Raw genomic sequence first — 24,207 nt, forward strand, 5'->3', positions numbered from 1 at the left:
AGCATCCTTCTCCCTCCCGATCGCGCCCGGTCGGCGGCGGTCAAGCGTCGGCCGGACGCCGCTCGCCGCCTGGCACGCCATGCGCGACACGTTTCTCATATTCGGGATCGTCCTCGGGTTGAGCAAGCGCCGTCATTACCCGCGTGTGGATTTCCTCCAGCGTGCCGCGAAATTCAGGATAAGGCAGGATGTAGAGCTGGTCCCGCTCGACCCCATCGAGGACATAGCGCGCCAGCGTCTCGGGTTCCATGCCGACCTCGATCACGCGTTTCAGATGCGCGAACATCGCCGGGTCCGCACCGTAATAGCCGGTGTTCCGCAGATGCTCGGGCCGCGTCAGCACCGCTTCGTGGATATTGGTGTTGACCGCGCCGGGGCACAGCATCGAGACGCCAATCCGGTGTTCGGCAAGGTCGAGCGCGAGGCATTCGGAGAGACCCCGGATCGCCATCTTGGTCGTACAATAGATGCCCGTGCCCTTGAGCGCGACGAACGCCGACATCGACGCCGTATTGACGATATGGCCGCCATTGCCGCGCGCGATCATGCGCGGCACGAAGGTCTGGATGCCGTTGATGACGCCGTTGAGATTGACCGACAATTGCCAGTCCCAATCCTCATAGGTCGCCTTTTGCAATGGTCCGAAGATCGACACGCCGGCGGTATTGAAAAGCAATTCGACCGGGCCGAGCCTGGCCTCCACCGCGTCCGCCGCGTCCGCATAAGCGGCGCGGTCGGTGATATCGAGCTTGATCGGCATCACCTCGAAATCGGTCTGGTCGAACCATGCCATCGCTTCGTCGAGATGGTCCTGGCGGATATCGGCGATGGCGACCTTACATCCCGCCTGCGCGAATATCTTGGCCTGGCCGAGCGCGACTCCCGAACCGCCGCCGGTGATGAAGGCGGTGCGCCCCGCGACCCTGGTCATCGTGCCGATTCCTGTTCCTTGACGCCCTTTTCCCTGCCGTGACGAGCGAGTTCCTCATCGAACACGGGATTGCCGAGCAGGAAGCCGATCGCCTCCGCGCGCTCGCGGTTGATCGGCTCGTCAGGGAAGGAAGCGAGGATCGCGTCGAACCGCGTGCGCATGCCGGCAGCGAATTCGGGATGGGTGAGGATATAGAGGTCGTTGTTGCGGATGCCCGCGAGGACACGCTCGCCGACCTCGTCCGCCTCCATCCACAGCGGCGACACCGGCCGCTTTTCCAGTTCGGCCTCGCGGGTCTGATACCCGCTGTCGCTCTTGAACTGGTCGGGGCGCAATTCGCCCGACAAAGCGATATTGCTCTGGACCGGCCCGGGCAGGAATGCCGAAACGCCGATATTCTCCGCCGCCAGCTCGCCGCGGATCGCTTCCGAGAGTCCCAGTACCGCTGCCTTGGCGGCGGTATAGGTCGCCGAAAAGGGTATCGGGATCAGCGCCGATTGCGACGAGGTGGTGACGATCTGCCCGCCTTCGCCATGCGCGCGGATCCGCGGCAGGATGGTGACGAGGCCGTTGATAACGCCGCCAAAATTGACTCCCATCGCCCAATCCCAATCGTCGTAGCGGGCATCGACGATCGGCCCCATGATGCCGATCCCGGCATTGCCGATCAGCATGTGGATCTTGCCGAAGCGCGCTTCGGCGGCGTCGGCGGCTCGCGCGAAACCGGGACGGTCGGTGACGTCCAGTACGACGGTTTCGACCGGGGTGTGGTCGCCGAGCGAGGCGCGCGCCTCCGCCAGCGACTCCGCGCGGATATCGGCGATCACGACATTGGCGCCCGCGCGAACCAAGGCGCGCGCGATGCCGAGCCCGATGCCGTTGGCACCCCCGGTGATGAACGCCGTCCGGCCGGCCACATCGGCCATGGGGGCAGGCCGCGGCGCGGCCGTTACTTCCGACATCTCACTCTCCTTTTATCGTGCCCGCCGTCGGTTTGGGATGATCGGCATGCCGGTATTTCCGGCTATCTCCCGATCCTCCCAGCGGCGGCGGCACGTGCTTGCGGTTTAGCTTGCAGAAGCTGGATAGAACTAGAAGACCGCTGGCTATGCCATTATTGGAGCTAACTGGATAAACCATGGCCCATCGCGAAGAACTCACCCGATTCCTCAAGGCGGCTCGCGCCAAGCTGTCGCCGGCGGATGTCGGCCTGCCATGCGGCACGCGGCGGCGCACGACGGGCTTGCGGCGAGAGGAAGTGGCTGCGCTCGCGGGGATGAGCGTCACCTGGTACACCTGGTTCGAGCAAGGGCGCGAAGTGCGGCTCTCGGCGCCGATGATCGAGCGGCTCAGCGCCACGTTGCGGCTCGATAAGAACGAGCGCGAATTCCTGTTCGCGCTCGCCCAGCACCGCCCACCCCCGCTCACCGCGGTCGCCGACGAGCAGGTCCATCCCGGGACGCAGCATTTGCTCGACAGCCTGTCGATCCCGGCTTTGGTCATCGTCGAGGATTGGACGGTGATCGGCTGGAACGACCTCGTCGCGCGCGCTTTCCGCGATTATGGCAGCTTGCCGCTCGCCAAGCGCAACCTGTTCAAGATCCTGATGCTCGACGACCGCTATCGCAGCGACCCCGACCATTTTCGCGAAATGGGGCAGCGGCTGACCGCGCGGTTCAAATGGGACTACAGCCGCACCGCGCGACCCGAAGTGTTCGACGCGATCATCGCTGAGATGTACGAGCGGTCCGAGCTGTTCCGGCAATATTGGCAGGAATCGGAAATCCTCGCCCATTTCGAGCACACCAATGTCGCCGACATGCCCGACGTGGGCGAGATCATTTTTCGGCATACCTCCTACGCGATCGAGGAAGCGCCGGGCCAGCGGCTGATCCTGTTCGCGCCCAACGATCCCGAAAGCGCCGCCAAGCTGGCAAAGCTCGCCGCCAAACGCTGATCAGTTGAAATAGTCGATCGCGCGGAATTCATAACTTTCGCGCGTCACTGCATCGGGACGGCTGGTGTCGTGAAATGCCGTGTGCGGTGCCCTCCAGGCACGGCTGTGATCGCTGTCGTGAAACTTGATGAAGATCACCTCGTCGGCGGTCATGTCGGGGAAATACCACCAACGATGCGCCGAATTGTGATGGAAAATGGTGGCGGCCGCCATTTCTTCCTCGCCTTCGATCGGCGCATAAAGCGCATCGCCCTCGGGGATTTCGTCGACGTCGACTTTGACGTTGGCGACCGCGTCCTCGTCGCCGACGCTGCCGGCCTCGCATAGAGCAAGCGGCCAATCCTGGGGCGGCGGCGAAAAGGTGCGCCACAGGCTGAACGCGATGAACCGGCTGAAGCTGGCGCCGGGGGCCGTCTTGTCGTGCAGTGCCCTGGCGATCCGGTGCGCGGTGCCGGTGTTGAAATCGACATGCGCCTCGGCCGCCGGCGGTTGGATGCCGGCACCGGAAATGACCGGCGAGCGCAATTGCCCGCTCATCGGCACGACCAGATCGCAGCCGGTGAGCATGCGCGCGACCTCCGCCACCTCGGCGGGATAATCCGCCACCGCGTCGGGGTCGCGAAAGTCCCCCACCCCGCTGACGTGGCGCGCCAGGCAGAAACCGTGCTTGTCGAGCGTGAACGGCTCGGGCGCCAGCCGGGCGTTGCGGATCGTCACCGGATAGGATTGGTAGATTCCGGTATTCACTTCGTGCCCCGGCGCCCAGAACCGCCGATTGATCTTCGATGTCGGGACGAGATAATCGATGCTGGTCTCGACCGCCGGCATCGCCGTGCTGCGATTGATGAGCGTCGCCATCGCCGTTTTCCGCCTTCCCTTCGCCTAGGACAGGATCGTCTTGCCCTGGAGGACGGTCTTCTTCTCCATTTCCGTAGCCTTTGGCGGTTCCGGCACGAGCAGGCCGCGCTGCACGGCCGGACGCACCGCGATCGCATCGAACCAGCGCTGCAGATGCGGGAAACCGTCGATCGGCACCTGCGCCCAGTCATGGCCCCTGACCCAGGGGAAGCAGGCGATGTCGGCGATCGAATAATCGCCGGCCAAAAACTCGTGCTCTGCCAGCCGCGCATCCATCACCCCAAATAGGCGGCGGCTTTCGCGGACGTAGCGATCGATCACCTTGGGCAGGCGGTCCTCGAAATAGCGATTGAATACCGTCGCCTGGCCCATCATCGGCCCCAATCCGGACATCTGCCACATCACCCATTGGATGACGCGGCTGCGGCCCTTGACGTCGGAGGGCATGAAGCGGCCGAACTTCTCGGCGAGATAGATCAGGATCGCGCCCGATTCGAACACCGCGAAATCGCCTTCGTCGTGGTCGACCAGGGTCGGTATCCGGCCATTTGGGTTGAGCGCGACGTACCAATCCTGCTTCTGGTCGAGATTGGTGAGCGAGATCGCCGTCACCTGGTATGGTACGCCCAATTCCTCGAGCATGATCGCGGCCTTCCAGCCGTTCGGGGTTTCCGACGTCAGCAATTCGAGCATATGCGGGCCTTTTTCTCTCCTGGCCGGCAAGCCAAGCAGAGCGACGCCTCGCCTACAAGGTGACCGCTTACGCTATCACTGCCGATGACACCCTGGATCGCGCACTGCGCCCGCCTGAGGGGTAGCTCGACTAATAGAACCGCTGGTCTTCTTGCGAAGCGCGCAAACCATCGTCACCGCTATCCGCAACGTGTGAAAACGCACGGTCCGGGAAGAGGAGGAAGCGCTGATGTTGACCCTGTATAGTTTCGGTCCGGCCGCCAACTCGCTCAAGCCGCTGCTCGCGTTGTACGAAAAGGGCCTGCTTTTCACCCCGCGCTTCATCGATCCGCGGAAGTTCGAGCATCATGAGGAGTGGTTCAAGAAGATCAATCCGCGCGGCCAGGTACCGGCGCTCGATCACGACGGCCACATCATCACCGAATCGACGGTGATTTGCGAATATCTCGAGGACGCCTTTCCCGACGCGCCGCGGCTGCGCCCGGCCGACCCGGTGGCGACCGCGGAGATGCGCGTCTGGACCAAATGGGTCGACGAATATTTCTGCTGGTGCGTCTCGACCATCGGCTGGGAGCGGATGATCGGCCCGATGGCGCGCGCTTTGTCCGATTCCGAGTTCGAGGAGCAACTCGAGCGCATCCCCGTTCCCGAACAGAAGGTCAAATGGCGCAACGCCCGCAACGGCTTTCCGAAGGAAGTGCTCGACGAGGAGATGCGCAAGATCGGCGTGTCTGTCGACCGGCTCGAAAACAGGCTGTCGCAAAGTCGCTGGCTGGCGGGTGAGGATTATACGCTGGCCGATATCTGCAACTTCGCGATCGCCAACGGCATGCAGCACGGATTTGCCGACATCGTGAATCGCGACGCCACTCCCCATCTCGTCGCCTGGATCGAGCGGATCAACGCCCGCCCGGCCGCGCGCGAGATGTTCGCGCGATCGCAAAGCGAAATGCCGTCGCGCGCGCCGACGCCTGCGTCAGCTGCTTGAGGAGACCTAGACCGTCATGAGCTGGAACGACGAACCCCCGGGCGGCGCGCTCAGGATGTACCATATTCCGGGCTGCCCGTTTTCCGAACGCGTGGAGTTGCTGCTAGACCTCAAGGGGCTCGATGGCATCATGGCCGATCACGAGATCGATATTTCCAAGCCGCGCCCCGACTGGCTGCTGCGAAAGACGCGCGGCACCACTGCCCTGCCCGCGCTCGAGCTGGAAAATGGCGAGACGCTGAAGGAGAGCATGGTCATCATGCGCTATTTCGAGGATCGTTTCCCCGAGCGCCCGGTCGCGCGCAGCGACCCCTATGAGCATGCGGTCGAAGCGATGTTGTGCGCCACCGACGGTCAGTTCACCGGCGCAGGCTATCGCATGATCCTCAACCGCGATCGCGCCAAACGCGACGAGCATCGGGCGGAAGTCGATGCGCAATATGCCCGGCTCGACGACTTCCTGCGCCATTACGCGCCCGACCGCGATTTCCTGTTCGACGCATTCGGCTGGGCCGAGATCGCGTTCGCGCCAATGTTCAAGCGGCTGTGGTTCCTCGATTATTACGAGGCGTACGAAATCCCGCAGCACCTCGTTCGCGTGCTGCGCTGGCGAGAAGCATGCCTGGCGCACCCGATCGTCCAGCGCCACCACAGCCATCGCGAGCTGATGACGCTCTATTACGATTATTCGCAAGGCGGCGGGAATGGGCGCATCCCCGATGGGCGCAGCGTCTCCAGCTTCACGCTCGACCCCGCCTGGGACACGCGGCCGATGCCGCCGCGCGACAAATGGGGTGTACCCGCCAGCGACGCCGAATTGGGGCTTGTTCCCGCCTGACCTTCCGCAAAAGGACCGACACAATGAAGAGCTATCCGCAGAACTATATCGACGGCCGCTGGGTCGACAGCAAAGGCGGGCGCAAACATACGGTCATCAACCCCGCGACCGAGCAGGCGGCGAGCGAGATCGTGCTCGGCACCGCGGCCGATGTCGATGACGCGGTCCATGCCGCGCGGCGCGCGTTCGAACGCTTTTCGCAGACGTCGAAGGACGAGCGCATTGCCCTGCTCCAGCGGATCATCGCCGAATATCAGAAACGGATTCCCGACATCGCCGAGGCGATCGCGACCGAAATGGGCTGCCCGATCTCGATCTCGCAGACCGCGCAGGCCGGTTCGGGCCTGGGCCATCTCGGCAATGCGCTGAAGGCGCTGCAGGATTATGATTTCGCCGAGAAGATCGGCGACAACAAAATCGTGCGCGAGCCGATCGGCGTCGTCGCGCTGATCACGCCGTGGAACTGGCCGATGAACCAGATCGTCGCTAAGGTCGGTCCGGCGCTGGCCGCCGGCTGCACGATGGTCCTCAAGCCCTCGGAGGAAGCGCCAAGCTCGGCCGCGATCTTCGCCGAGGTGATGGACGCGGCGGGCGTGCCGGCAGGCGTATTCAATCTCGTCCAGGGCGATGGCGAAGGCGTCGGCACCGCGCTAGCGAAACATCCCGATATCGACATGGTGAGCTTCACAGGCTCGACCCGCGCCGGGATCATGGTCGCCAAGAACGCCGCCGATACGGTCAAGCGCGTGGCGCAGGAGCTCGGCGGCAAGTCGCCCAACATCATTCTCGAAGGTGCCCCGCTCGATCAGGCACTGCCCGGCGGCGTCGGCGGCGTATTGCTGAATTCGGGCCAGAGCTGCGTCGCGCCGACGCGGATGCTGGTCCATACGTCGCAGCATGACGAAGCGGCCGAGAAGGTCGGGGCGATGTTCGCCGCCAAAAAGGTCGGCGAACCGCTCAGCGAAGGCGATCATATCGGCCCGGTCGTCAATCAGCGCCAATGGGAACGCATCCAGGGCCTGATCCAGACGGGCGTCGACGAAGGCGCGACCCTGGTGACCGGCGGCACTGGCCGCCCCGACGGGTTCGACACCGGCTTCTATGTGAAGCCCACCGTCTTCGCCAATGTCACGCCCGACATGACGATCGCGCGTGAGGAGATTTTCGGCCCGGTGTTGGTGATCATGCCCTATGCCGACGATGCCGACGCGATCCGCATCGCCAACGACACGCCGTACGGCCTGGGCGCCTATATCGCCGGCGATCCGGCCAAGGCGAAGACGATGGTCGGCAAAATCCGGGCCGGCGCGGTCTACGTCAATGCTGGCGGACTCGCTTTCGACATGCCGTTCGGCGGCTACAAACAATCGGGTAACGGCCGCGAATTCGGCAAGTTCGGGCTCGAGGAATTCCTTGAGGTGAAGTCGGTGATCGGCGCCCTGCCCGAAGACGCCGTTCCCGCCTGACGCATTTACGGATGCCGGCCGGCCCCGGCCAGCCGGCACCCGACTCTCAAGCGGTCGGGCATCCGCCGCGATCCGCATCACGCGCTCGCTTGCTTCCTGCGCTATCGTCGCTATTGTGCGCCTAGCATACAAATAACAGCGAGGGAGAGTCGGCACCTAACCGACCGGCATCTGCCCCGCGCAGACTGGGATGGCGAATGATGAGCGAAGGTAATGCGCAGGATGTGGTGTCGTATCGGGTCGAGGACCGGATCGCCTGGGTCTATTTCGCGCGACCGGAGAAGCGCAACTGCATGAACCCGGCGCTCAACCGGTGCATGATGGAAGTGCTCGACGAGCTCGAATATCGCGACGATGTCGGCGTGCTGGTCTTGGGCGGCGAAGGAACCGCCTGGTCGGCGGGCATGGACCTCAAGGAATATTTTCGCGAGACCGAGGCGAAGGGGCTGCGCGGGGTCCGCCAGTCGCAGCGTGAGAGCTATGGCTGGTTCCGGCGGTTGCGCTGGTTCCAGAAGCCGACCATCGCGATGGTCAACGGCTGGTGCTTCGGCGGTGGTTTCGGCCCGCTTTTCTCGTGCGACCTGGCGATCTGCGCCGACGAGGCGCAATTCGGGCTGAGCGAGATCAACTGGGGCATCCTGCCCGGCGGCGGCGTGACCAAGGTGGTGGTCGACCTGCTGTCGATGCGCGACGCGATGTGGATGACGCTGACCGGCGAATTGATCGACGGCCGCAAGGCGGCGGAGTGGAAGCTGGTCAACGAGAGCGTGCCGCTCGAGCGGCTGGAAGCCCGCATCCGCGAAGTCGCCGAGATGCTGCTCAAGAAGAATCCGGTCGCGCTCAAATTCGCCAAGGACGCCGTGCGCCGCGTCGGCTCGATGACTTACGACGAGGCCGAGGATTATCTGGTCCGCATGCAGGAAGCGGCCAATTTCCACGACAAGACCGAAGGCCGCAAGGAAGGCATCCGCCAGTTCATCGACGAAAAGAGCTACAAGCCCGGGCTGGGATCCTACGACCAGCAAAAGGCCGACGCTTCCCGAAACTGATGCGGCGCGGCGGCCCCGGCGGTCGCCGCCCGAAGCTCAGGTCTGGATCAGGGCGTCCAGCGCGATCGCGCCGTGGCCACGCGGATAGACCATCACCGGATTGAGGTCGATTTCACGGATCCCCGGGCTCGCGGCCACCACCTCGCCGAGTGCTTCGACGAGTGCCGCCACCGCGTCGACATCCATCGCCGGTTCGCCACGGAACCCGTCGAGCAACGGAGCGAGACGCAGGCGCCGCAATTCGGCGGCGATGGCTTCGCGATCGAGGCCGGCGGGAAGCAACCGCACGTCGTGGAGCAGTTCGGCACTGACTCCGCCGAATCCGACCAGGATGGTCGCTCCCCAATGCGGATCGTTGCGCGCGCCGACGATCAGTTCGACGCCGCGCGCCGCCATCGGCTCGACCAGCACGCCATCCAGCGTGAGATCGGGCCGCGCCGCGGCAACCGCAGTCTGTAGTTTCGCCCATCCGGCGCGGACCGCTTGTGAATCTGCCAGCCCGACGACCACGCCACCGGCATCGCTTTTGTGCGGCAGCGCCGCAGCCTGAGCCTTGAGCACGACCGGATAGCCGAGCCGTTCGGCGGCGGCGACCGCCTCATCGGCCGATCCGGCGAGTGTGCCCGATGGGAACGCGATGCCGCGCGCACTGAGCAGGTCCTTGGCGCGATATTCGGGCACCGTCGCGCCAGCTTCTGGCAGTCCCGCCAGCGGTGCCGCGTCACTTGTCGGAAGAACGGCAATGTCTCCGGCCGACCGCATCCTTGCCAGCGCGCGCAAGGCGCGTTCTGCCGTGGGCAGGTACATCACGCCTTCCGCCCGCAGCGCAGCGACGTCCTCGGCCAGGATGATGCCGCCTTCGTCCACGCCCGCGACGATCACCGGCTTTTCCGGCGGGCTCGCACGCAATGCGCCGAGCACGGCATCGAATTTGATGTGCGACGTGCCGGTGTCGGTTTGGATCAAGGTCACCAGGATCGCCCAGATGCGGTCGTCGGCCGCCAGTGCAGCGATCGTCCGACCATAGATGCCGGGATCGACCAGCCCTTGCGCGGTCACGTCGAGCGGATTGCTGACCGGCACGAAATCGGGCAGCGCCGCGCGCAATGCCGGGCTATCGGCATCGCCGAGCGGCGGCAGGGAGAGCCCGAGCGCTTCGGCCTGATCGAGCATGATCGCCTTGAACGCCCCCGATTCCGCGATCACGCCGAGGCCCTTGGCCACCGGCGAGGCGTAGCGTGCGAGCATTTCGACGACGTCGCCCAACTCCTCCAGCGTATCGACCAGGATCACGCCGGCGCGTTCGACATGGACGCACATCACGTCGTAATCGCCGGCCATCGCGCCGGTATGCGTCGCCGCGCTCGCCGCGCCCGCCGCGCTGCGCCCGGGATGGAGCAGCACCACCTGCTTGCCGGCGGCGCGCGCGGCTCGTGCCGCCGCCAGGAAGCGTGCGGGTTTACGGAAATGTTCGACGATCATGCCGACCACCGACGTCGCCGGATCGCCGACGAGATGGTCGAGATAATCCTCGACCCCACTGGCCGCTTCGTTGCCGGTCGAGATGTAGCAGCTGAGCGGCACGTCGCGCGCGATCATCGTCGTCGCCAATACCGCCGCCATCGCGCCCGATTGCGACACGATGCCGACCCGGCGGTCGCCATCGACGCGCGGTTCGGGCAGCTCGATGAAGGTAAGCGCGATGCGATCGACGAAATTGACCAGGCCGAGGCAATTGGGACCCTCAACGATCATGCTCGCCTCGTCCGCGATCCGCGCAATCTCCTGCTGGTCGGCGAGGCCTTGCGGCCCATCCTCGGCGAAGCCTGCCGAAAAGACGATCGCCGCGCCGACGCGGCGCCCGGCCAGGCCACGGATCACGTCGAGCACGCCTGCGCGAGGAATCGCGAGCACCGCGACGTCGATCCCTTCGGGCAAATCGTCGACCGTGGCGACGCAGCGCCGGCCGCCAATCTCCGCCCGCTTCGGATTGACGAGATGAATCTCGCCGTCGAACCCCTGCCGCTCGAGATTGCCTAGAACCGACGCTCCGAGCGCGCCGGGTTTATCCGAAGCGCCGACGATGGCGACCGAGCGCGGCTGCAGCAATCGGTCGAATCGCAGGCCCGCGTCCGCTCCGTTGCCGATGATGTCGTTCTTCGCCGTCGTCGCAATCGTCGCCATCAAAATCCGTCCTCAATCTCGAAATCTTGTACCCGCAGCCAGGCGATGAAATCGCGAAGCGCCAGCGTCGCATCCTCTGCCGACCGGCGATAGGCTTCCGGACTCTCGCGCGCCCGAACGACCGGCCAGGTCGCCTGGTTCAGCGACACGACGTGCCGGACGCCCGACAGCCGCCGACGTGCATCCGATCGCAACTCGGGCGGGCACGATTCGCTGTCGATGAGGAGTCCGGTCGCGCCGATTTCCGCCGTCAGGTCACGGCGGGCGGCGACGATCTCGCGCATGCGATCCTCGCGGCCGGCCAGGAATTCCAGATTGCTCAATATCGCCTCGAGCCGGCCCGCCACACCTAGCCAGCTGCGGCCGCTATTCGGCGATCCCCCAGTCGTCATCGGCGCGATTCGCACGCGACAAGACGGGCGGAATCGCCGTCATTCCATTCGATGTTTCGGCACATCCCCGCCCACTCCGATCTCGCTCGTATGTGGCGAGCGTTTGCCAGATTGTATCTCAAGCAAACAATTTGGCAAGCTGGGTGCTACCCGTCAGTCGTCGTCGCGCCGCGCCGCGCGCGGTTTCCGGAGTTTCTTGAGCAATGCCATCAGCATCACTCGCTCGGCCGCGGTCAGATCGCCGGCTAGGCGTCGATCGGACTCGCGCAATCGGTCGAGCATCTCCGCCACCCGCTCCTCGCCGCCGGGCAGCAGATGCAGGGCATTGGTACGCAGATCGCGTCCAGGTCGACGCTCGATCAGGCCGCGATCGACCAGCACGTTGACCAGCTTCATCGCGCTCGACCGGTTCACGCTCAACGCCTTGCCGAGCGCGGTCTGATCGCATCCCGGATTGGCGCGAATGAGCAACAACGCGGTCAGCTTCGCCGGCGTCAGGCCGTATGGCGCGAGCGCCAGCCGCGCATCTTCTATCGCGATCAGATGGGCGAGTTCGATCCTGTACCCCAGTAGCCCGTCGAGATCGCTTCCTTGTTTCATCGGCTGAATACCATCTTGTCAAAATTGTATGCCCGGCGCACAAAGGCCGAAACGTGTCGCATCTTTTCCCGATTGCGACACCGAATGCCAGCGCAATGCCGGCAACCGAACAAGGAGAGTGATGATGGAACGCGATTTCAGGATGCTGATCGATGGCGAACTCGTCGAGGGCGCGACCAGCTTCGACGTCATCAATCCGGCGACGGGGTCGAGCTTCGCGCATTGCCCCAAGGCCGATCGCGCCCTGATCGATCGCGCCGTCGCCGCGGCCAAGCGCGCTTTCCCGGCCTGGTCGGCGACTCCCATCGAACAACGCGCGGCCCTGGTCGACAAAATCGCGGACGCAATCGAGGCGCGGGCGGGCGAGTTCGCCAGCCTGCTGACCAGCGAACAGGGCAAACCGCTCGACCAGGCGATGTTCGAGATGATGGGCAGCATCTTCACGCTGCGCGCGTTCGCCGCCATGCGGCTCGAGCCCAAGACCTTGCGCGACGAAGGCGGCAATACCGTGATCGAGCACCGCACCCCGCTCGGCGTGGTCGCGTCGATCACGCCGTGGAATTTCCCGGTCATCCTGCTCATGAACAAGCTGGGCCCGGCGCTCGTCACCGGCAACACGATGGTCGCCAAGCCCGCGCCGACGACGCCGCTCACCACCTTGCTGGTCGGTGAGATCTGCCGCGATATCCTGCCCGCCGGCGTGTTCAACACAGTGTGCGACCAGAACGACCTGGGCGAAGTGCTGACCACGCATCCGGACGTGGCGAAGGTTGCGTTCACCGGATCGACCGCCACCGGCAAGAAAGTGATGGCCGCGGCCGCGCAAGGCGTGAAGCGCGTGACGCTTGAGCTCGGCGGCAACGATGCCGCGATCGTGCTCGACGATGTCGATCCACGCCAGGTCGCGCAAAAGGTCTATGGCGGCGCCATGGCCAATGCCGGCCAGATCTGCGTTGCGATCAAGCGCGCCTACGTGCCCGAGCCGATGTACGACGAATTCTGTGACGAGCTCGCCCGCCTTGCCAAAGAAGCGGTGGTCGATGACGGCGCCAAGCAGGGCACGCAGGTCGGCCCGGTCCAGAACAAGATGCAGTTCGATAAGGTCATGGCGCTGCTCGATGATGCGAAGGAGCGCGGCACGGTGCTGGCCGGCGGCGAAGCGCTCGACCGGCCCGGCTATTTCATTCCGCCGACGATCGTCCGCGACCTCGACGACGACGCGCCGCTGGTGCGCGAGGAGCAATTCGGTCCGGTGCTGCCGGTGCTCAAATATGACGATATCGACGACGTGATCGCGCGCGCCAACAATTCCGAATTCGGCCTGGGCGGCACCGTCTGGGGCAAGGACCTGGTGCGCGCCACCGATGTCGCGAAGCGGATCGATTCGGGCACCGTCTGGGTCAATCAATATCTGGCGATCGATCCCAACATCCCGTTCCGCGGATCGAAGCAATCGGGCCTGGGCGGCGAACTGGGTGAAGCGGGTCTGCACGAATATACCCAGCCGCACATCATCAACGTCGTCGCGCTCGAGGATGCGTGATTATTCGCGTATATGATCTATACACAAACATGAAATGACGGCATGGTCGTTCGATAGTCCAAAGACAAGGAACGCCCATGCCGATCGCGACGACCCATGTCGGTAGTTTGCCGCGCGGCCCCGAACTGACGCCGCTCTTGCTCGCCCGTGACCATGGCGAACCCTATGACGCCGACGCGTTCGACACCGCGGTCCAGGCCGCGATCGATGCGGTGGTGACGGCTCAGATCGACGCGGGCGTCACGGTGATCAGCGACGGCGAACTCGGCAAGGTCGGCTATTCGACCTACATGATCGAACGCCTGTCCGGCTTTGGCGGCCATACCGACCGCCATCCGGCACTCGACCTCGCCCCACTGCCCGATCTCCGCGCCAAGCTGGCGCATATCATGGGGGCGCAGGAATTCACCCGTGCCTCGTGCATCGCGCCCGTCCGATTGGTGAACCTTCAGCCGTTGCACGACGATATCCGGCGCTTCCGCGGCGCGCTCGACCGCCACGGCAAGGGCACGCGCGCGTTCATGAATGCCGCCTCGCCCGGGCTGATCACTGCGTTCCAGAAGAATGCTTATTATCCCAGCCACGAGGCCTATCTCGCCGACCTCGTGGCCGCGATGCAGCCCGAATATGAGGCGATCGTCGCGGCCGGATTCGAATTGCAGCTCGACTGTCCCGATCTCGCCATGTCGCGCCACACCGGCTATCAGGAAATGGACGAGCCGACATTCCTCAGGACGATCGCGGCCAATGTCGACGCGCTCAATGCCGCGACCGCCAATATCGCGCCCGAACGGATGCGGATGCACATCTGCTGGGGCAATTACGAAGGCCCGCACGACCACGACATCCCGCTCGAGCGGATCATCGACATCGTGCTCAGGGCGCGGCCGGCGACCATCCTGTTCGAAGCGGCCAACCCTCGCCACGAGCATGAATGGGTGATCTGGCGCGACGCCGCCATCCCCGACGACAAGCTGCTCGCCCCCGGCCTGATCGACACCTGTTCGAACTATCTCGAACATCCCGAGCTGATCGCGCAGCGAATCGAACGTTTCGCCGGCATTGTGGGCCAAGACCGCGTGGTCGCGAGCACCGATTGCGGATTCGGCACCTTTGCTGGTTACGGCAAGATCGATCCGATCGTGACCTGGGCCAAGCTGCGCAACCTGCGCGAAGGCGCCGATATCGCCGCCGCCCGGATCTAGAGTCTTTTCAGCGTCGCTGTGACGGTGCCGGCCCGCTCCCCCACCCGACCTCCCAATCAGGGTATTCTATGGGAGGTCGGGTGGGCGCACGCTCGACATCATCGAATATGTCGTGGCGCGCGATCGCCCCGTCGTCGCACAGGAGATTGCGGCGGCCCTGGTCATCCCGGTCAGCAGCCTGTCCTATCTGCTCAACACGCTGATCGATCGTGGTTATCTGGCGCGCGCCGGCCGCCGCTACACCGCCGGCCCCGGCCTCGCGCGGCTGCAGGCACGCGCGCACGGCTTTTCGCTGGCCGAGCGGGTCGCGCCATTGGTCCGCTCGTTGCGCGTCCAGCTCAACGAAACCGCCTCCTTCTTCGTCCGCGTCGGCTGGGAAGTGGAGGCGCTGGTCACCGAAACCAGCGAGCATGCGCTGCGCTATGCCGTCCAGATGGGCACGCGCACCCCGCTCCACGGCTTCGCGGCGGGCAAGGCCATCCTGGCCGCTCTGCCCCAGGCCGAATTCGAAACCTATCTGGACGAGTCGGAGCGGCGAGCCTTCTCGCCGGCTACGATCACTGATGCCGAGGCCTTGCGCGCCGAGATCGCCGCGATCCGTCAGTCAGGCATTGCTCGGACGCGCGAGGAGCATACGCCGGGCATCCAGGGGATCGGTTGCGCCGTATCGGTCGACGGCGAATTGCTCGGCGCGTTCAGCGTCGCCATCCCCTCGGTCCGGTTCGATGCCGAGATCGAACGCCATGCCGCCGAACTGCTCAAACGAACAGTGGCTCTGTTCGAAGCTGCCTGACTGCATTTCCGGCGACACGAAAGCATCACCGGAAATGCGGGGACGAAGTCCGTCAGGTCAGTTGGTGGGTCCGCCAGCTCTCGGCATAGCTGTCGCGCGCGACCTCGGAATAGGGGACCGGCGCCACAACCGCCTTGATCTCGGTCTGAACATGGCGCTCGACCGTCGGCTTGCGCGTGCCGCCATCGGGCTCACCCCATAACAAAGTGACTTCGGTGCCGGGTACGGCGTGATCGGCCTCGATCATCGCCAGCGTCAGCATCCGCCCTTCATTGGCGCTATAGCTGATCCAGGTCGAAATACCGACCTGCTTTCCGTCCTTCAGCACCTGGTCATAGGGGTGCATCGAATAGACGGCCGATGGGAATTCCATATATTTGGCGCGATCTCCTCGCGTGAATTGCGAACTGATGACGCGCATCAGATCCTCATTGTCGAGCGCCAGCGTCACCTTCTTGCGATGCGGCAGGCCCGCCATCCGTTCCAGCGCATCGCGGCCAATGAAATCGTGGTCGAACTTGACGAACGGGCCGTAGCCGAGGTCCCAGGGTGTCAGATAATAGCCCTCGATCGAATCGGGCACGAAGCTGCCGCCGATCGACGCCTTGCCTTCATAGCTATTGGCCGACAGCCATTCGCGGAAACCGCGCGTCCCTTCACCGGTATAGGTCGCCGGCAAGGGTGACGGGATCCAGCCCGATTCGATCGTGTTCGACGAATAGGTGCGCCCGCCGACCAGCGCCAAACCGAATTCCTTGCCGGCGTCGATCAGCGCGTTGCGCACGACGTCGTAATCGCCCCATGGCCCGAATAGTTCATAGCCGGGCTGTCCCGCCATGCCGTGGCGCAGCGCGCGCACTTCCTTTCCAGCAATCGCGAGCCGCGTCATGTGAAAGAATTTGAGGTCGGGCGGTGTCGTGCCCATCGCCTTTTCCAGCGTTTTCATGGCGTTCGGCCCTTGAAGCTGGAACCGGTAGGAACGACGATTTTCCGGATCGGGACGGACCGCAGTGCGCTCGTCGCGCGACACCGTGACGTTCCAGTCGCCGGTCGCGGCGTGATATTCGATCCATTCGATCGTCGGCGCACGCCCGACCAGGTTGAACTTGTTCTCGTCGAGATAGAACAGGATGACGTCGCCGATGACATAGCCGTCGGGCGTCACCGGCACGAATTGCTTGGCGCGGTCGGGCACGAACCCCTTGAAGCTGTTGACGCCGAGATGGTTGAGCATCGCGAACGCATCGGGTCCCTCGACCGCCAGATCGACCATGTGGAACGACTGGTTGAACAGCACGCAGGTCTTCGCCCAGGCTTGCTGCTCGCTGCGCCAGTTCGAATATTCGGCCGGCACGCCGGGATAGACATTGGGTCCGCTTTGCTGGTTGCGCAGCAATTCGACGATATCGCCGCTGGCATCCAGCAGCTGTTGCAGGGTCTGTTCGGTCATCTCAGGCTCCTTCAGGACAATATGATGGGGATGATAGGGCGGGCTGTTCCAGCCAGTCCGCGATCGCGGCGTTGAGCGCGTCGGCACGTTCGGCGGGCAGCAAGTGCCCTGCCCCCTCGATCACGGCCAAGCGCGCGTCCGGAATAAGCGCGGCGATCGCCTCATGCTGGACGGGCGGGCTCCAGCGATCCTCGCTGCCGACCGCGACTAGCGTCGGGCAGGTAATCGCCGGTAACAGGCTTTCGACTTCCGGCCGTGACAGCAAGGCGGCAATCTGCGCCTCGAAACGCGCCAGGCCGGCCTCGACGCACATCGCGTGGAGCTTTTGGTAGAGATCGTCGCGCGGTCGCGACGGCGCGATCATCGGCGGGAGCCAGGCATCGACCAGCGCCGCCATGCCACGCTGCCGCCCCAGATCGCGCAAGGCATAGCGCTTAGCCGCCTCGCCTTCCCCCGGCAGATGGACGCCGGTGCTGAGCAATGCCAGCCGATCGACTCGATCGCCTGCCGCTCGCACGATTTCCAGCGCGACGCGCGCACCCATCGAATGGCCGAGCAGCGCGAAGCGTGCGGGAGCAGCATCCAGCACGCGCCGCGCCATATCCCCCAGCGTGGCGGCATCGCCATAATCGGGCACCGGCCACGCTTGGGTGAAGGCCCCCGCCTGCGCCGCGAAGACGCGCGAATCGCACATCAGTCCCGGCAGCATCACGAGCGGGAGAGGTTCGACGGCAGGCTCAGATAAATTCACAGACATGAAGTTTTCATCTATACGAAATATCAAAGTCGCGATAGAGGCTATCGACACGCGGCGGTCGAAACCGCGCAAGAGCGAGAGGGCCCATGGGAATTCCTGTCCTGCACCCCGCCTGGACGCGGCCAGCCAATGGCATGACCGACGGCTATTCGCTCGAAATGACGGCCAAGGATCGCCCCGCTTTGTACGAGGTGGCCAATGCCATCGCGCCCGAAACGCCTGTCGCGATAACGTTCCTGCCCAACGAAACGATGGACGCCCGGATCGACGCCGCGATCGGCCTGCGCGCGCTCGGCTTCGAGCCGATGCCGCACCTCTCGGCGCGTCGCATCACGTCGCACGACGAATTGGCCCAGATGGTGGCGCGGACCACCGCCGAGGCCGGTGTGCGTCGCGTCTTCCTGGTCGCCGGCGATCCGCCCGTCCCTGCCGGGCCATTTGCGGACACGATGTCATTGCTCGAGACCGGGCTGTTCGAACGTCACGGGATCCAGGCGATCGGCATCGCCGGCCATCCCGAAGGGCATCCGGCAATGAACGAGGCCGAACGCTGGGACGCGTTGGCGACCAAGCACGCGGCGATCACCGAACGCGGCATGGCCACGCTGATCGTCACCCAATTCGCCTTCGACGCCGCGCCGATCCTTACCTGGCTGGCGGAACTTCGCGCGCGCCGCATCGACTGCCCGGTCCGCATCGGCGTGCCGGGCCCGGCCGGGATCAAGACCTTGCTGCGTTACGCGGCGCATTGCGGCGTCGGCGCGTCGACGACGGTGATGGCCAAATATGGCGTCTCGCTCACGCGCTTGCTCGGGTCGGCCGGGCCCGACCGGCTGGTCGCAGATTTCGAGCGCGGACTGACGCCGGCGCACGGCGCGGTTCGGCTGCATTTCTACCCGTTTGGCGGGCTCGCCCGAACGGTCGAGTGGATCAACACTTATCGGGCCGCGTCGCATTGACCGGCGTCACTCTTGCGGAGTTTGACGTGAATCCAACCTTCGTCCTGCGCTTGTCCTGCGACGATCGACCAGGCTTGGTCGCCAAGGTCGCGACCGTGCTCGCCGATCATGGCGCGAACATCACCGACGCCCAGCAATTCGACGACCCCGCCACCGGCCGCTTCTTCATGCGCGTCGTCTTCGTCGTGACGGGCGGCGGCAGCATTGACGATGTGCGCGCCGCTTTCTCTCCAGTGGGAACGGCGATCGGCGCGGATTGGACGATCCACGATGCCGCCGAGCTCAAGCGCGTGCTGCTGATGGTGTCGAAGTTCGACCATTGCCTGGGCGATCTGCTCTACCGCCGGCGCATCGGCGAATTGCCGATGGATGTCGTGGCGATCGTTTCCAATCATCCCAAGACCGCGCTCCACACCACGATGATCGCTGACATCCCGTTTCACCATCTGCCGGTGACCAAGGACAACAAGCACGAGCAGGAAGCGGCGCTGAAGCGGATCGTCGACGAAACCGGTGCCGAGCTGGTCGTGCTTGCGCGCTATATGCAGATCCTGTCGGACGATCTCAGCCGGTTCCTGTCGGGTCGCTGCATCAACATCCATCACAGCTTCCTGCCCGGGTTCAAGGGCGCCAAGCCCTATCACCAGGCGCATGAGCGCGGCGTCAAGATGATCGGCGCCACCGCACATTACGTCACCGCCGATCTCGACGAAGGCCCGATCATCGCCCAGGACGTCGAGCCGATCAGTCACGCCGATACGCCCGACGACCTCGTCCGCAAGGGGCGCGACATCGAACGGCGCGTGCTGGCGGCGGCGGTTGCCTATCACCTCCAGGACCGGGTGTTGCTCAATGGCCACCGCACCGTCGTTTTTCGATAGCGCGCCGCGCGATGCCGCGATGCCGCGGCCGGTCCGCGATCGCTATGCGCTCGCCACCTATGTCCGCGTCGAGGACCTCCCGATTTCCGCGCGCATCGGGATCAATCCGGACGAACGCGACCGGCGACAGCCCTTGCTCGTCTCCGTCGACCTCCAACTCGTGGACCGAGGGCCGGTCGCCTCGCTTGGCCAGTCGGTCGATTATCGCCGGATCGCCGCCGAAGCCGAAGATCTGGGGTCGGATCATATCGAGCTGATCGAGACCTACGCTCTCCTGCTCGGCGAACGCTGCCTCGAACTGGGGCCAGTGGAGCGCGTCGAGATCATCGTCGCGAAACCCGAGGCCCTGCCCCGCGGCACCGCCTCGGTACGGATAGCGCTGACACGTCGGGAGCGGCACGATGGGCAATGACCTCGCGGCTTCCGGCAGTCAAGGTGAGGCCGCGCGCCGGCAATATCGGTTGCGGCGCTTTTCCTTCCGGTCCGGGATCAATCCCGACGCGCAGCGTATCCTGGCGGACCTCGCGCGCCAGCTGACGCTGCAGGTCGACGGCATCGAAAGCTGCGACCTGGCGTTCGACCGCGCATCCAATCAGTGGGTCGAATATACCATCCGGACCGACCGCTGCCCGGTCGGCGAGGAAGTATCGCCCGACGCCGCCAGGGCGCTGCTGGCGCGGCTTCGCGCGGCGGAACTTGGCGAGGATTATCTGGCGCCCTGCCCGTCGGGCAGCACAGCGACTGAGATCGAGCGACTGCCGGGGGCTAGATCGGATGAAAAACGCGATCGGTTCGGCGTCGGGTGAAGACAGGCATTTCCGTTCGGAAAATTGTATGTAAGACACACGGACGAATCCGACTGTAAGCTGGCGGGAATGGGCCATCGAACGGCCGAGCGTCGGAATGCGGAAGCGTTCGACAACGATAAGTATGGCGCAGGGAGAGAGCGGCGATGCGCAACATCGATTATTTCGACAAGCAGGCGCGACTGCATCCCGATCGCATCGTGCTGGTCGCCGGCGACGAAAGCTACACTTATGCCGAGATGGCCAAGCTGTCGCAGCGGCTGGCCGGCGCGCTGATCGCGGACGGCCTGGAGCGCCAGGAAGCCGTCGCGGTAATGTCGCCCAATCACGGCTCGGTGCTGATCGCGATGCTCGGGCTGTGGCGCGCGGACGCCGCCTGGATTCCGGTCAATACGCGCAACGCGCTCGACGCCAATATCCAGTATCTCAACTATGTCCGCGCCAGCTGGCTATTCTATCATTCGAGCTATGCCGCCGACGCGCACGCCGTCGCACAGCAAGTGCCGACGATCCGGCGTCTGATCTGCCTCGACGCCGAGGAAGGCGGCAATGCCTCGCTTGACAATTATATGCTGCCGGAGGGTTCGCCCCCGGTGCCCGATGGCGGCGACCCGACCGGCAATGGTGAGGATCTGGCCGCCATCATCGCCACGGGCGGAACCACCGGCCCGGCCAAGGGCGTGCGCGTGCTCAACCGCAGCTGGGGCACGATGCTGGAGACGATCGCGCATCTCATGCCGGCCGAGACTCCGGTGTTCCTCGCGACCGCGCCGCTGACCCATGCCGCCGGCCCCTTCACCATGGCGGGAATCGCGATGGGCGCGACAGTGGTGGTCCTGTCCGGCTTCGACGCAGATACCGTGATGGCGGCGATCGGCGAGCATCGCGTGACCCATATGTTCCTGCCCCCCACCGCGCTCTATTCGATGCTGGCTCATCCGCGCGTCAGCGAATTCGATTATGCGAGCATGCGCTATTTCCTGCTCGCCGGATCGCCGGTTTCGCCGGACAAATTGCGTCAGGCGGTCGGCGTATTCGGCCCTTGCATGTGCCAGAGTTATGGACAGACCGAATGCCACCTCGTCGCCACCTGGCTGTCGCCTGAGGTCGTCGCGGCGGCCGCGCGCGGCGAGCATCCGGAACGGCTGGGCAGCTGCGGCACGGCGACGCTTTCGGTACGCGTCGAGTTGATGGACGATGACGGCAACATCCTGCCGACCGGCGAAGTAGGCGAGATCGTCGCGCGCGGCGGGATCGTCGGCGGCGGCTATTTCGAGCTGCCCGAGGCGAGCGCCGAAGCCTGGGAGCATGGCTGGCACCATACCGGCGACGTTGGCCGGCGCGACGAGCACGGTTTCTATTATATCGTCGACCGCAAGAAGGACATGATCGTCTCGGGCGGGTTCAACGTCTTCCCGGTCGAGGTCGAGGCCGCGATCATGGAACTGCCCGAGGTGATCGAGGCCGCGGTCATCGGCGTGCCCGACGAGAAATGGGGCGAAGCGGTGACGGCTTTGGTCGTTCTGTTGCCCGGACAATCGCTCGACGCCGAGGCGATCCGCGCGCATTGCAAGGCGCAATTGGGCAGCGTGAAGGCGCCCAAGACCGTGCTCTTCCGCAGCGAATTGCCGCGCACCCCGGTCGGCAAACCCGACAAAAAGGCGATGCGCGCCGAATTCTGGTCGGACACGGGGCGCAACGTCAACTGACCGCGCGGGACGCGGGCGCCCGGCGCGGCATGTCCCCGGCGCGGGATCGGCGTCCTAGGCTCGATCGCGCCAGCCGCTCGGCGTTTCGCCGAAGCGGCGGCGGAAACACCGGCTGAAGAAGGCGGAATCGGAAAAGCCGATATCGAACGCGATCTGCGTCACTGACCGTCCGTCGCGCTGCCGCAACGCCTCTGCCGCACGCTGCAGGCGTTGCTCGGCGATGAAGCCGGTCGGCGTCGCGGCGACATGACGCGCGAACGCCTTTTGCACCGCGCGCGTGCCCAGCCCGGTCATTTCGGCGATGCGCGCCGTGCCGAGCTCGGGATCGTGCAGATGCGACAGCGCATAATCGACCGGATCGCGCGACGGTTCGGCTTCTCGCGGGGTGCCGCGCAGGCATGCCATCCGGGCAAGCCCCGCCAGCACCTCGTCCACGCCCTGTTCGAGCCGGTCGAGCTTGGCGCGCTCCACCCATAAGCCTTCCAGCATCCTGGCGAACAATGCGACATGGGGATCGTGCCCATCGAGCATGTGTGCGTGCCAATCGCGCGCGGCCGCTTCCGCCCCCAGCATCGGGGCGGGCACGTGGACGATCAGGCAGTCGTTCGCGTCGGAAATGTCGATCGTATAGGGCGTGGTCTCATCCGCGATCACGATGTCCCCGCTCCCCGCGATGGCGACGCGTCCCGCCTGGGTCATCATCAGCCTACCACGGCGCTGGAGGTGAAAGACCAGATTGCGGTCGTCTCGCACGTCGCGCGCGCGTTCGACCCGCGCGCGGTCGCTACGGGCATGCGCGACCGCCATATTGCCGACCGACCAGCGCGCCAGGTCGGCGCGGATGCCGGCAGGGACATCGGCCACCATGCCGGGAAAGGTTTCGGCGACCAGCGAGCACCAGAAGTCCTGGCGCCGATCGTGCGGTACCATCCGCGTGGTGAACAGCTCGACCGCGCTCAATGAATTTGCCCAAATGGCGCGGCGGCGAGCCTGGCCCGCCCTCGGCCTGAACCCGTGCGATCGGGCACGTCGTAGCAACGATCCATCGTCCCCTCCTGCTTCCCGACCATGCCGGACGAACAAACGCCCTTGCCCGATCTGCGCCGGGGTAGCGGGAGTAATTGTATCCCTGTCATACCAATTGCGCAAGCGGAGCAGAGCGCGGTTGGCACTCTTGGTTGCGAAAGAACTCAGCCGTCGCCGCGAGCGGCCTGCCGCGCGGCGCGATAACCGTCGCGCCGCATTTTCTCGAAAGCGATCCGCTGCTCGAACCCGGAATCCTCAGGATAATCGCGAAACGCGTCCAGAATATCGTCGAACACTTCGCGCAGTTCATCGCGAAACTCGGGATGCGAGAAGATGTAGAAGCGGTTGGCGCGGATCGCCTCGATCACCCGCGCAGCGATCACGTCGGGCTCCATGCCGGTCTGGTGGATCTGCTCGAGCCGTCCGACCGCCGTCGCATCCACCGCTTTCGCCCCCGCCTTGAGGTCGTCGGGGCGTATTTCGTCGCTAGCGAAGATATGGCTCTTCACCAGTCCGGGACACAATACCGAGACACCGATACCGTGCTTGGCCAGGCTGTAGCGCAGCGATTCGCTCATGCCGCGCACGGCGAATTTGGCCGTATTGTAGATGCCCGGCTGCGGCCCGCAGAGAAAGGCGGCCATCGAGGCGGTATTGACGATATGCCCGCCGCCGCCTCGCGCTTTCATCCGCGGAACGAAGGTCATCACGCCATTGACGACGCCGTGGAGATTGACGCCGAGCACCCAATCCCAATCGTCATAGGATGAATCGTCGATCGTCTGGAACAGGTTTACCCCGGCATTATTGAACACCAGACTGACGGGTCCCAGATCCGCCTCGACCCGATCGGCCGCCGCGGCAAAGCCGTCGCGCGACGCGACGTCGAGCTGCACGCCGATCACGTCCTGATTGTCGAGGGTCGCCAGTGCCGCGTCGATCGCGTCCTGGCGGATATCGGCCAGCGCGACCTTGCACCCTTCGGCCAGCAAGGCGCGGACGAGCCCGAGTCCGATGCCGTTGGCACCGCCGGTGACGAACGCCGTGCGTCCAGCCAGATCCTGCAATTCGTCTCTCCCATGACCGGCGGAAATTTGTTTCCCACCGCACGCATTTTTGTCT

Annotated in this window: 24 protein-coding genes; 13 read left to right on the forward strand and 11 right to left on the reverse strand. The window is 64.8% G+C overall.

What is annotated here, in order from left to right; genetic code table 11:
* Window positions 1-40: 40 nt before the first annotated feature.
* On the reverse strand, window positions 41-931 hold the full coding sequence (locus AC1DSD_RS12075; protein ID WP_478030299.1) for an SDR family NAD(P)-dependent oxidoreductase: 891 nt from the start codon (window positions 929-931) through the stop codon (window positions 41-43).
* Window positions 928-1,893, reverse strand: coding sequence for an SDR family oxidoreductase (locus AC1DSD_RS12080; RefSeq protein WP_478030301.1), 966 nt, complete (start codon window positions 1,891-1,893; stop codon window positions 928-930). Before AC1DSD_RS12080 ends, AC1DSD_RS12075 begins: the two co-directional genes overlap by 4 nt.
* Before the next feature lie 176 nt (window positions 1,894-2,069).
* On the opposite strand from AC1DSD_RS12080, the gene AC1DSD_RS12085 reads away from it, so the two are divergent.
* Window positions 2,070-2,888 (forward strand): helix-turn-helix transcriptional regulator, encoded by an 819-nt coding sequence (locus tag AC1DSD_RS12085; RefSeq protein WP_478030302.1) that lies wholly within the window; start codon window positions 2,070-2,072, stop codon window positions 2,886-2,888.
* On the opposite strand, the gene AC1DSD_RS12090 is transcribed toward AC1DSD_RS12085, so the two are convergent.
* Together AC1DSD_RS12090 and AC1DSD_RS12095 are read right to left on the reverse strand one after the other, a co-directional pair.
* Window positions 2,889-3,746: a CmcJ/NvfI family oxidoreductase gene (locus AC1DSD_RS12090; RefSeq protein WP_478030304.1), complete on the reverse strand. Its 858-nt coding sequence runs from the start codon at window positions 3,744-3,746 to the stop codon at window positions 2,889-2,891. It lies immediately after the preceding gene.
* A 24-nt stretch (window positions 3,747-3,770) separates the two neighbouring features.
* Entirely contained in the window at window positions 3,771-4,439 is a 669-nt protein-coding gene (locus AC1DSD_RS12095) for a glutathione S-transferase family protein (protein WP_478030306.1), read from the reverse strand.
* Window positions 4,440-4,668: 229 nt separating this feature from the next.
* On the opposite strand from AC1DSD_RS12095, the gene AC1DSD_RS12100 reads away from it, so the two are divergent.
* The 4 genes from AC1DSD_RS12100 to AC1DSD_RS12115 all read left to right on the forward strand — a co-directional run bounded on the left by AC1DSD_RS12100 (window position 4,669) and on the right by AC1DSD_RS12115 (window position 8,780).
* Entirely contained in the window at window positions 4,669-5,427 is a 759-nt protein-coding gene (locus AC1DSD_RS12100) for a glutathione S-transferase family protein (RefSeq protein WP_478030308.1), read from the forward strand.
* Between the two features lie 16 nt (window positions 5,428-5,443).
* Window positions 5,444-6,265, forward strand: coding sequence for a glutathione S-transferase family protein (locus tag AC1DSD_RS12105; protein WP_478030309.1), 822 nt, complete (start codon window positions 5,444-5,446; stop codon window positions 6,263-6,265).
* Between the two features lie 23 nt (window positions 6,266-6,288).
* Complete coding sequence (locus AC1DSD_RS12110) at window positions 6,289-7,731, forward strand: aldehyde dehydrogenase family protein (RefSeq protein ID WP_478030311.1); 1,443 nt, start codon at window positions 6,289-6,291, stop codon at window positions 7,729-7,731.
* 200 nt (window positions 7,732-7,931) lie between these two features.
* Window positions 7,932-8,780: a p-hydroxycinnamoyl CoA hydratase/lyase gene (locus AC1DSD_RS12115; protein ID WP_478030313.1), complete on the forward strand. Its 849-nt coding sequence runs from the start codon at window positions 7,932-7,934 to the stop codon at window positions 8,778-8,780.
* A gap of 36 nt (window positions 8,781-8,816) precedes the next feature.
* Here the strand turns inward: AC1DSD_RS12115 and AC1DSD_RS12120 are convergent, their stop codons facing one another.
* The 3 genes from AC1DSD_RS12120 to AC1DSD_RS12130 all read right to left on the reverse strand — a co-directional run bounded on the left by AC1DSD_RS12120 (window position 8,817) and on the right by AC1DSD_RS12130 (window position 11,956).
* Window positions 8,817-10,964, reverse strand: coding sequence for an acetate--CoA ligase family protein (locus tag AC1DSD_RS12120; protein ID WP_478030315.1), 2,148 nt, complete (start codon window positions 10,962-10,964; stop codon window positions 8,817-8,819).
* A complete protein-coding gene (locus AC1DSD_RS12125; protein ID WP_478030317.1) occupies window positions 10,964-11,356 on the reverse strand; it encodes a hypothetical protein in 393 nt (130 codons plus the stop codon). The genes AC1DSD_RS12120 and AC1DSD_RS12125 overlap by 1 nt, the downstream gene beginning before the upstream one ends.
* 153 nt (window positions 11,357-11,509) lie before the next feature.
* Window positions 11,510-11,956 carry a MarR family winged helix-turn-helix transcriptional regulator gene (locus tag AC1DSD_RS12130; protein WP_478030319.1) on the reverse strand — a complete coding sequence of 149 codons (447 nt, stop codon included), beginning with the start codon at window positions 11,954-11,956 and terminating at the stop codon, window positions 11,510-11,512.
* A gap of 124 nt (window positions 11,957-12,080) precedes the next feature.
* Between AC1DSD_RS12130 and AC1DSD_RS12135 the strand changes: the two genes are divergently transcribed.
* The 3 genes from AC1DSD_RS12135 (at window position 12,081) to AC1DSD_RS12145 (ending at window position 15,497) form a co-directional block, all read left to right on the forward strand.
* Complete coding sequence (locus AC1DSD_RS12135; RefSeq protein ID WP_478030321.1) at window positions 12,081-13,499, forward strand: aldehyde dehydrogenase family protein; 1,419 nt, start codon at window positions 12,081-12,083, stop codon at window positions 13,497-13,499.
* Between the two features lie 77 nt (window positions 13,500-13,576).
* The gene (locus AC1DSD_RS12140) at window positions 13,577-14,704 is read left to right on the forward strand and encodes a cobalamin-independent methionine synthase II family protein (protein ID WP_478030322.1); all 1,128 of its coding nucleotides are present in this window, start codon (window positions 13,577-13,579) and stop codon (window positions 14,702-14,704) included.
* 97 nt (window positions 14,705-14,801) lie between these two features.
* Window positions 14,802-15,497, forward strand: coding sequence for an IclR family transcriptional regulator (locus AC1DSD_RS12145; RefSeq protein WP_478030476.1), 696 nt, complete (start codon window positions 14,802-14,804; stop codon window positions 15,495-15,497).
* 52 nt (window positions 15,498-15,549) lie between these two features.
* Here the strand turns inward: AC1DSD_RS12145 and desA are convergent, their stop codons facing one another.
* Window positions 15,550-16,947: a syringate O-demethylase gene (desA, locus tag AC1DSD_RS12150; RefSeq protein ID WP_478030324.1), complete on the reverse strand. Its 1,398-nt coding sequence runs from the start codon at window positions 16,945-16,947 to the stop codon at window positions 15,550-15,552.
* Between the two features lies 1 nt (window position 16,948).
* Window positions 16,949-17,704 (reverse strand): alpha/beta fold hydrolase, encoded by a 756-nt coding sequence (locus AC1DSD_RS12155; protein WP_478030326.1) that lies wholly within the window; start codon window positions 17,702-17,704, stop codon window positions 16,949-16,951.
* An 86-nt stretch (window positions 17,705-17,790) separates the two neighbouring features.
* On the opposite strand from AC1DSD_RS12155, the gene AC1DSD_RS12160 reads away from it, so the two are divergent.
* The 5 genes from AC1DSD_RS12160 to AC1DSD_RS12180 all read left to right on the forward strand — a co-directional run bounded on the left by AC1DSD_RS12160 (window position 17,791) and on the right by AC1DSD_RS12180 (window position 22,059).
* Window positions 17,791-18,663 (forward strand): methylenetetrahydrofolate reductase, encoded by an 873-nt coding sequence (locus tag AC1DSD_RS12160; RefSeq protein WP_478030328.1) that lies wholly within the window; start codon window positions 17,791-17,793, stop codon window positions 18,661-18,663.
* Window positions 18,664-18,689: 26 nt separating this feature from the next.
* Window positions 18,690-19,544 carry a formyltetrahydrofolate deformylase gene (gene purU, locus AC1DSD_RS12165; protein ID WP_478030329.1) on the forward strand — a complete coding sequence of 285 codons (855 nt, stop codon included), beginning with the start codon at window positions 18,690-18,692 and terminating at the stop codon, window positions 19,542-19,544.
* Window positions 19,516-19,956, forward strand: a complete 441-nt coding sequence (locus AC1DSD_RS12170; protein WP_478030331.1) for a dihydroneopterin aldolase — start codon at window positions 19,516-19,518, stop codon at window positions 19,954-19,956. The genes purU and AC1DSD_RS12170 overlap by 29 nt, the downstream gene beginning before the upstream one ends.
* On the forward strand, window positions 19,946-20,350 hold the full coding sequence (locus AC1DSD_RS12175; protein ID WP_478030333.1) for a hypothetical protein: 405 nt from the start codon (window positions 19,946-19,948) through the stop codon (window positions 20,348-20,350). Before AC1DSD_RS12170 ends, AC1DSD_RS12175 begins: the two co-directional genes overlap by 11 nt.
* Window positions 20,351-20,496: 146 nt before the next feature.
* Window positions 20,497-22,059, forward strand: coding sequence for a class I adenylate-forming enzyme family protein (locus AC1DSD_RS12180; RefSeq protein WP_478030335.1), 1,563 nt, complete (start codon window positions 20,497-20,499; stop codon window positions 22,057-22,059).
* A 54-nt stretch (window positions 22,060-22,113) separates the two neighbouring features.
* On the opposite strand, the gene AC1DSD_RS12185 is transcribed toward AC1DSD_RS12180, so the two are convergent.
* Both AC1DSD_RS12185 and AC1DSD_RS12190 read right to left on the reverse strand, forming a co-directional pair.
* Window positions 22,114-23,019, reverse strand: a complete 906-nt coding sequence (locus AC1DSD_RS12185; protein ID WP_478030337.1) for a helix-turn-helix domain-containing protein — start codon at window positions 23,017-23,019, stop codon at window positions 22,114-22,116.
* Between the two features lie 230 nt (window positions 23,020-23,249).
* Window positions 23,250-24,152, reverse strand: a complete 903-nt coding sequence (locus tag AC1DSD_RS12190; protein WP_478030339.1) for an SDR family NAD(P)-dependent oxidoreductase — start codon at window positions 24,150-24,152, stop codon at window positions 23,250-23,252.
* Between the last annotated feature and the right edge of the window lie 55 nt (window positions 24,153-24,207).

It is taken from the genome of Sphingomonas sp. P4_D12 (genome assembly GCF_056401895.1).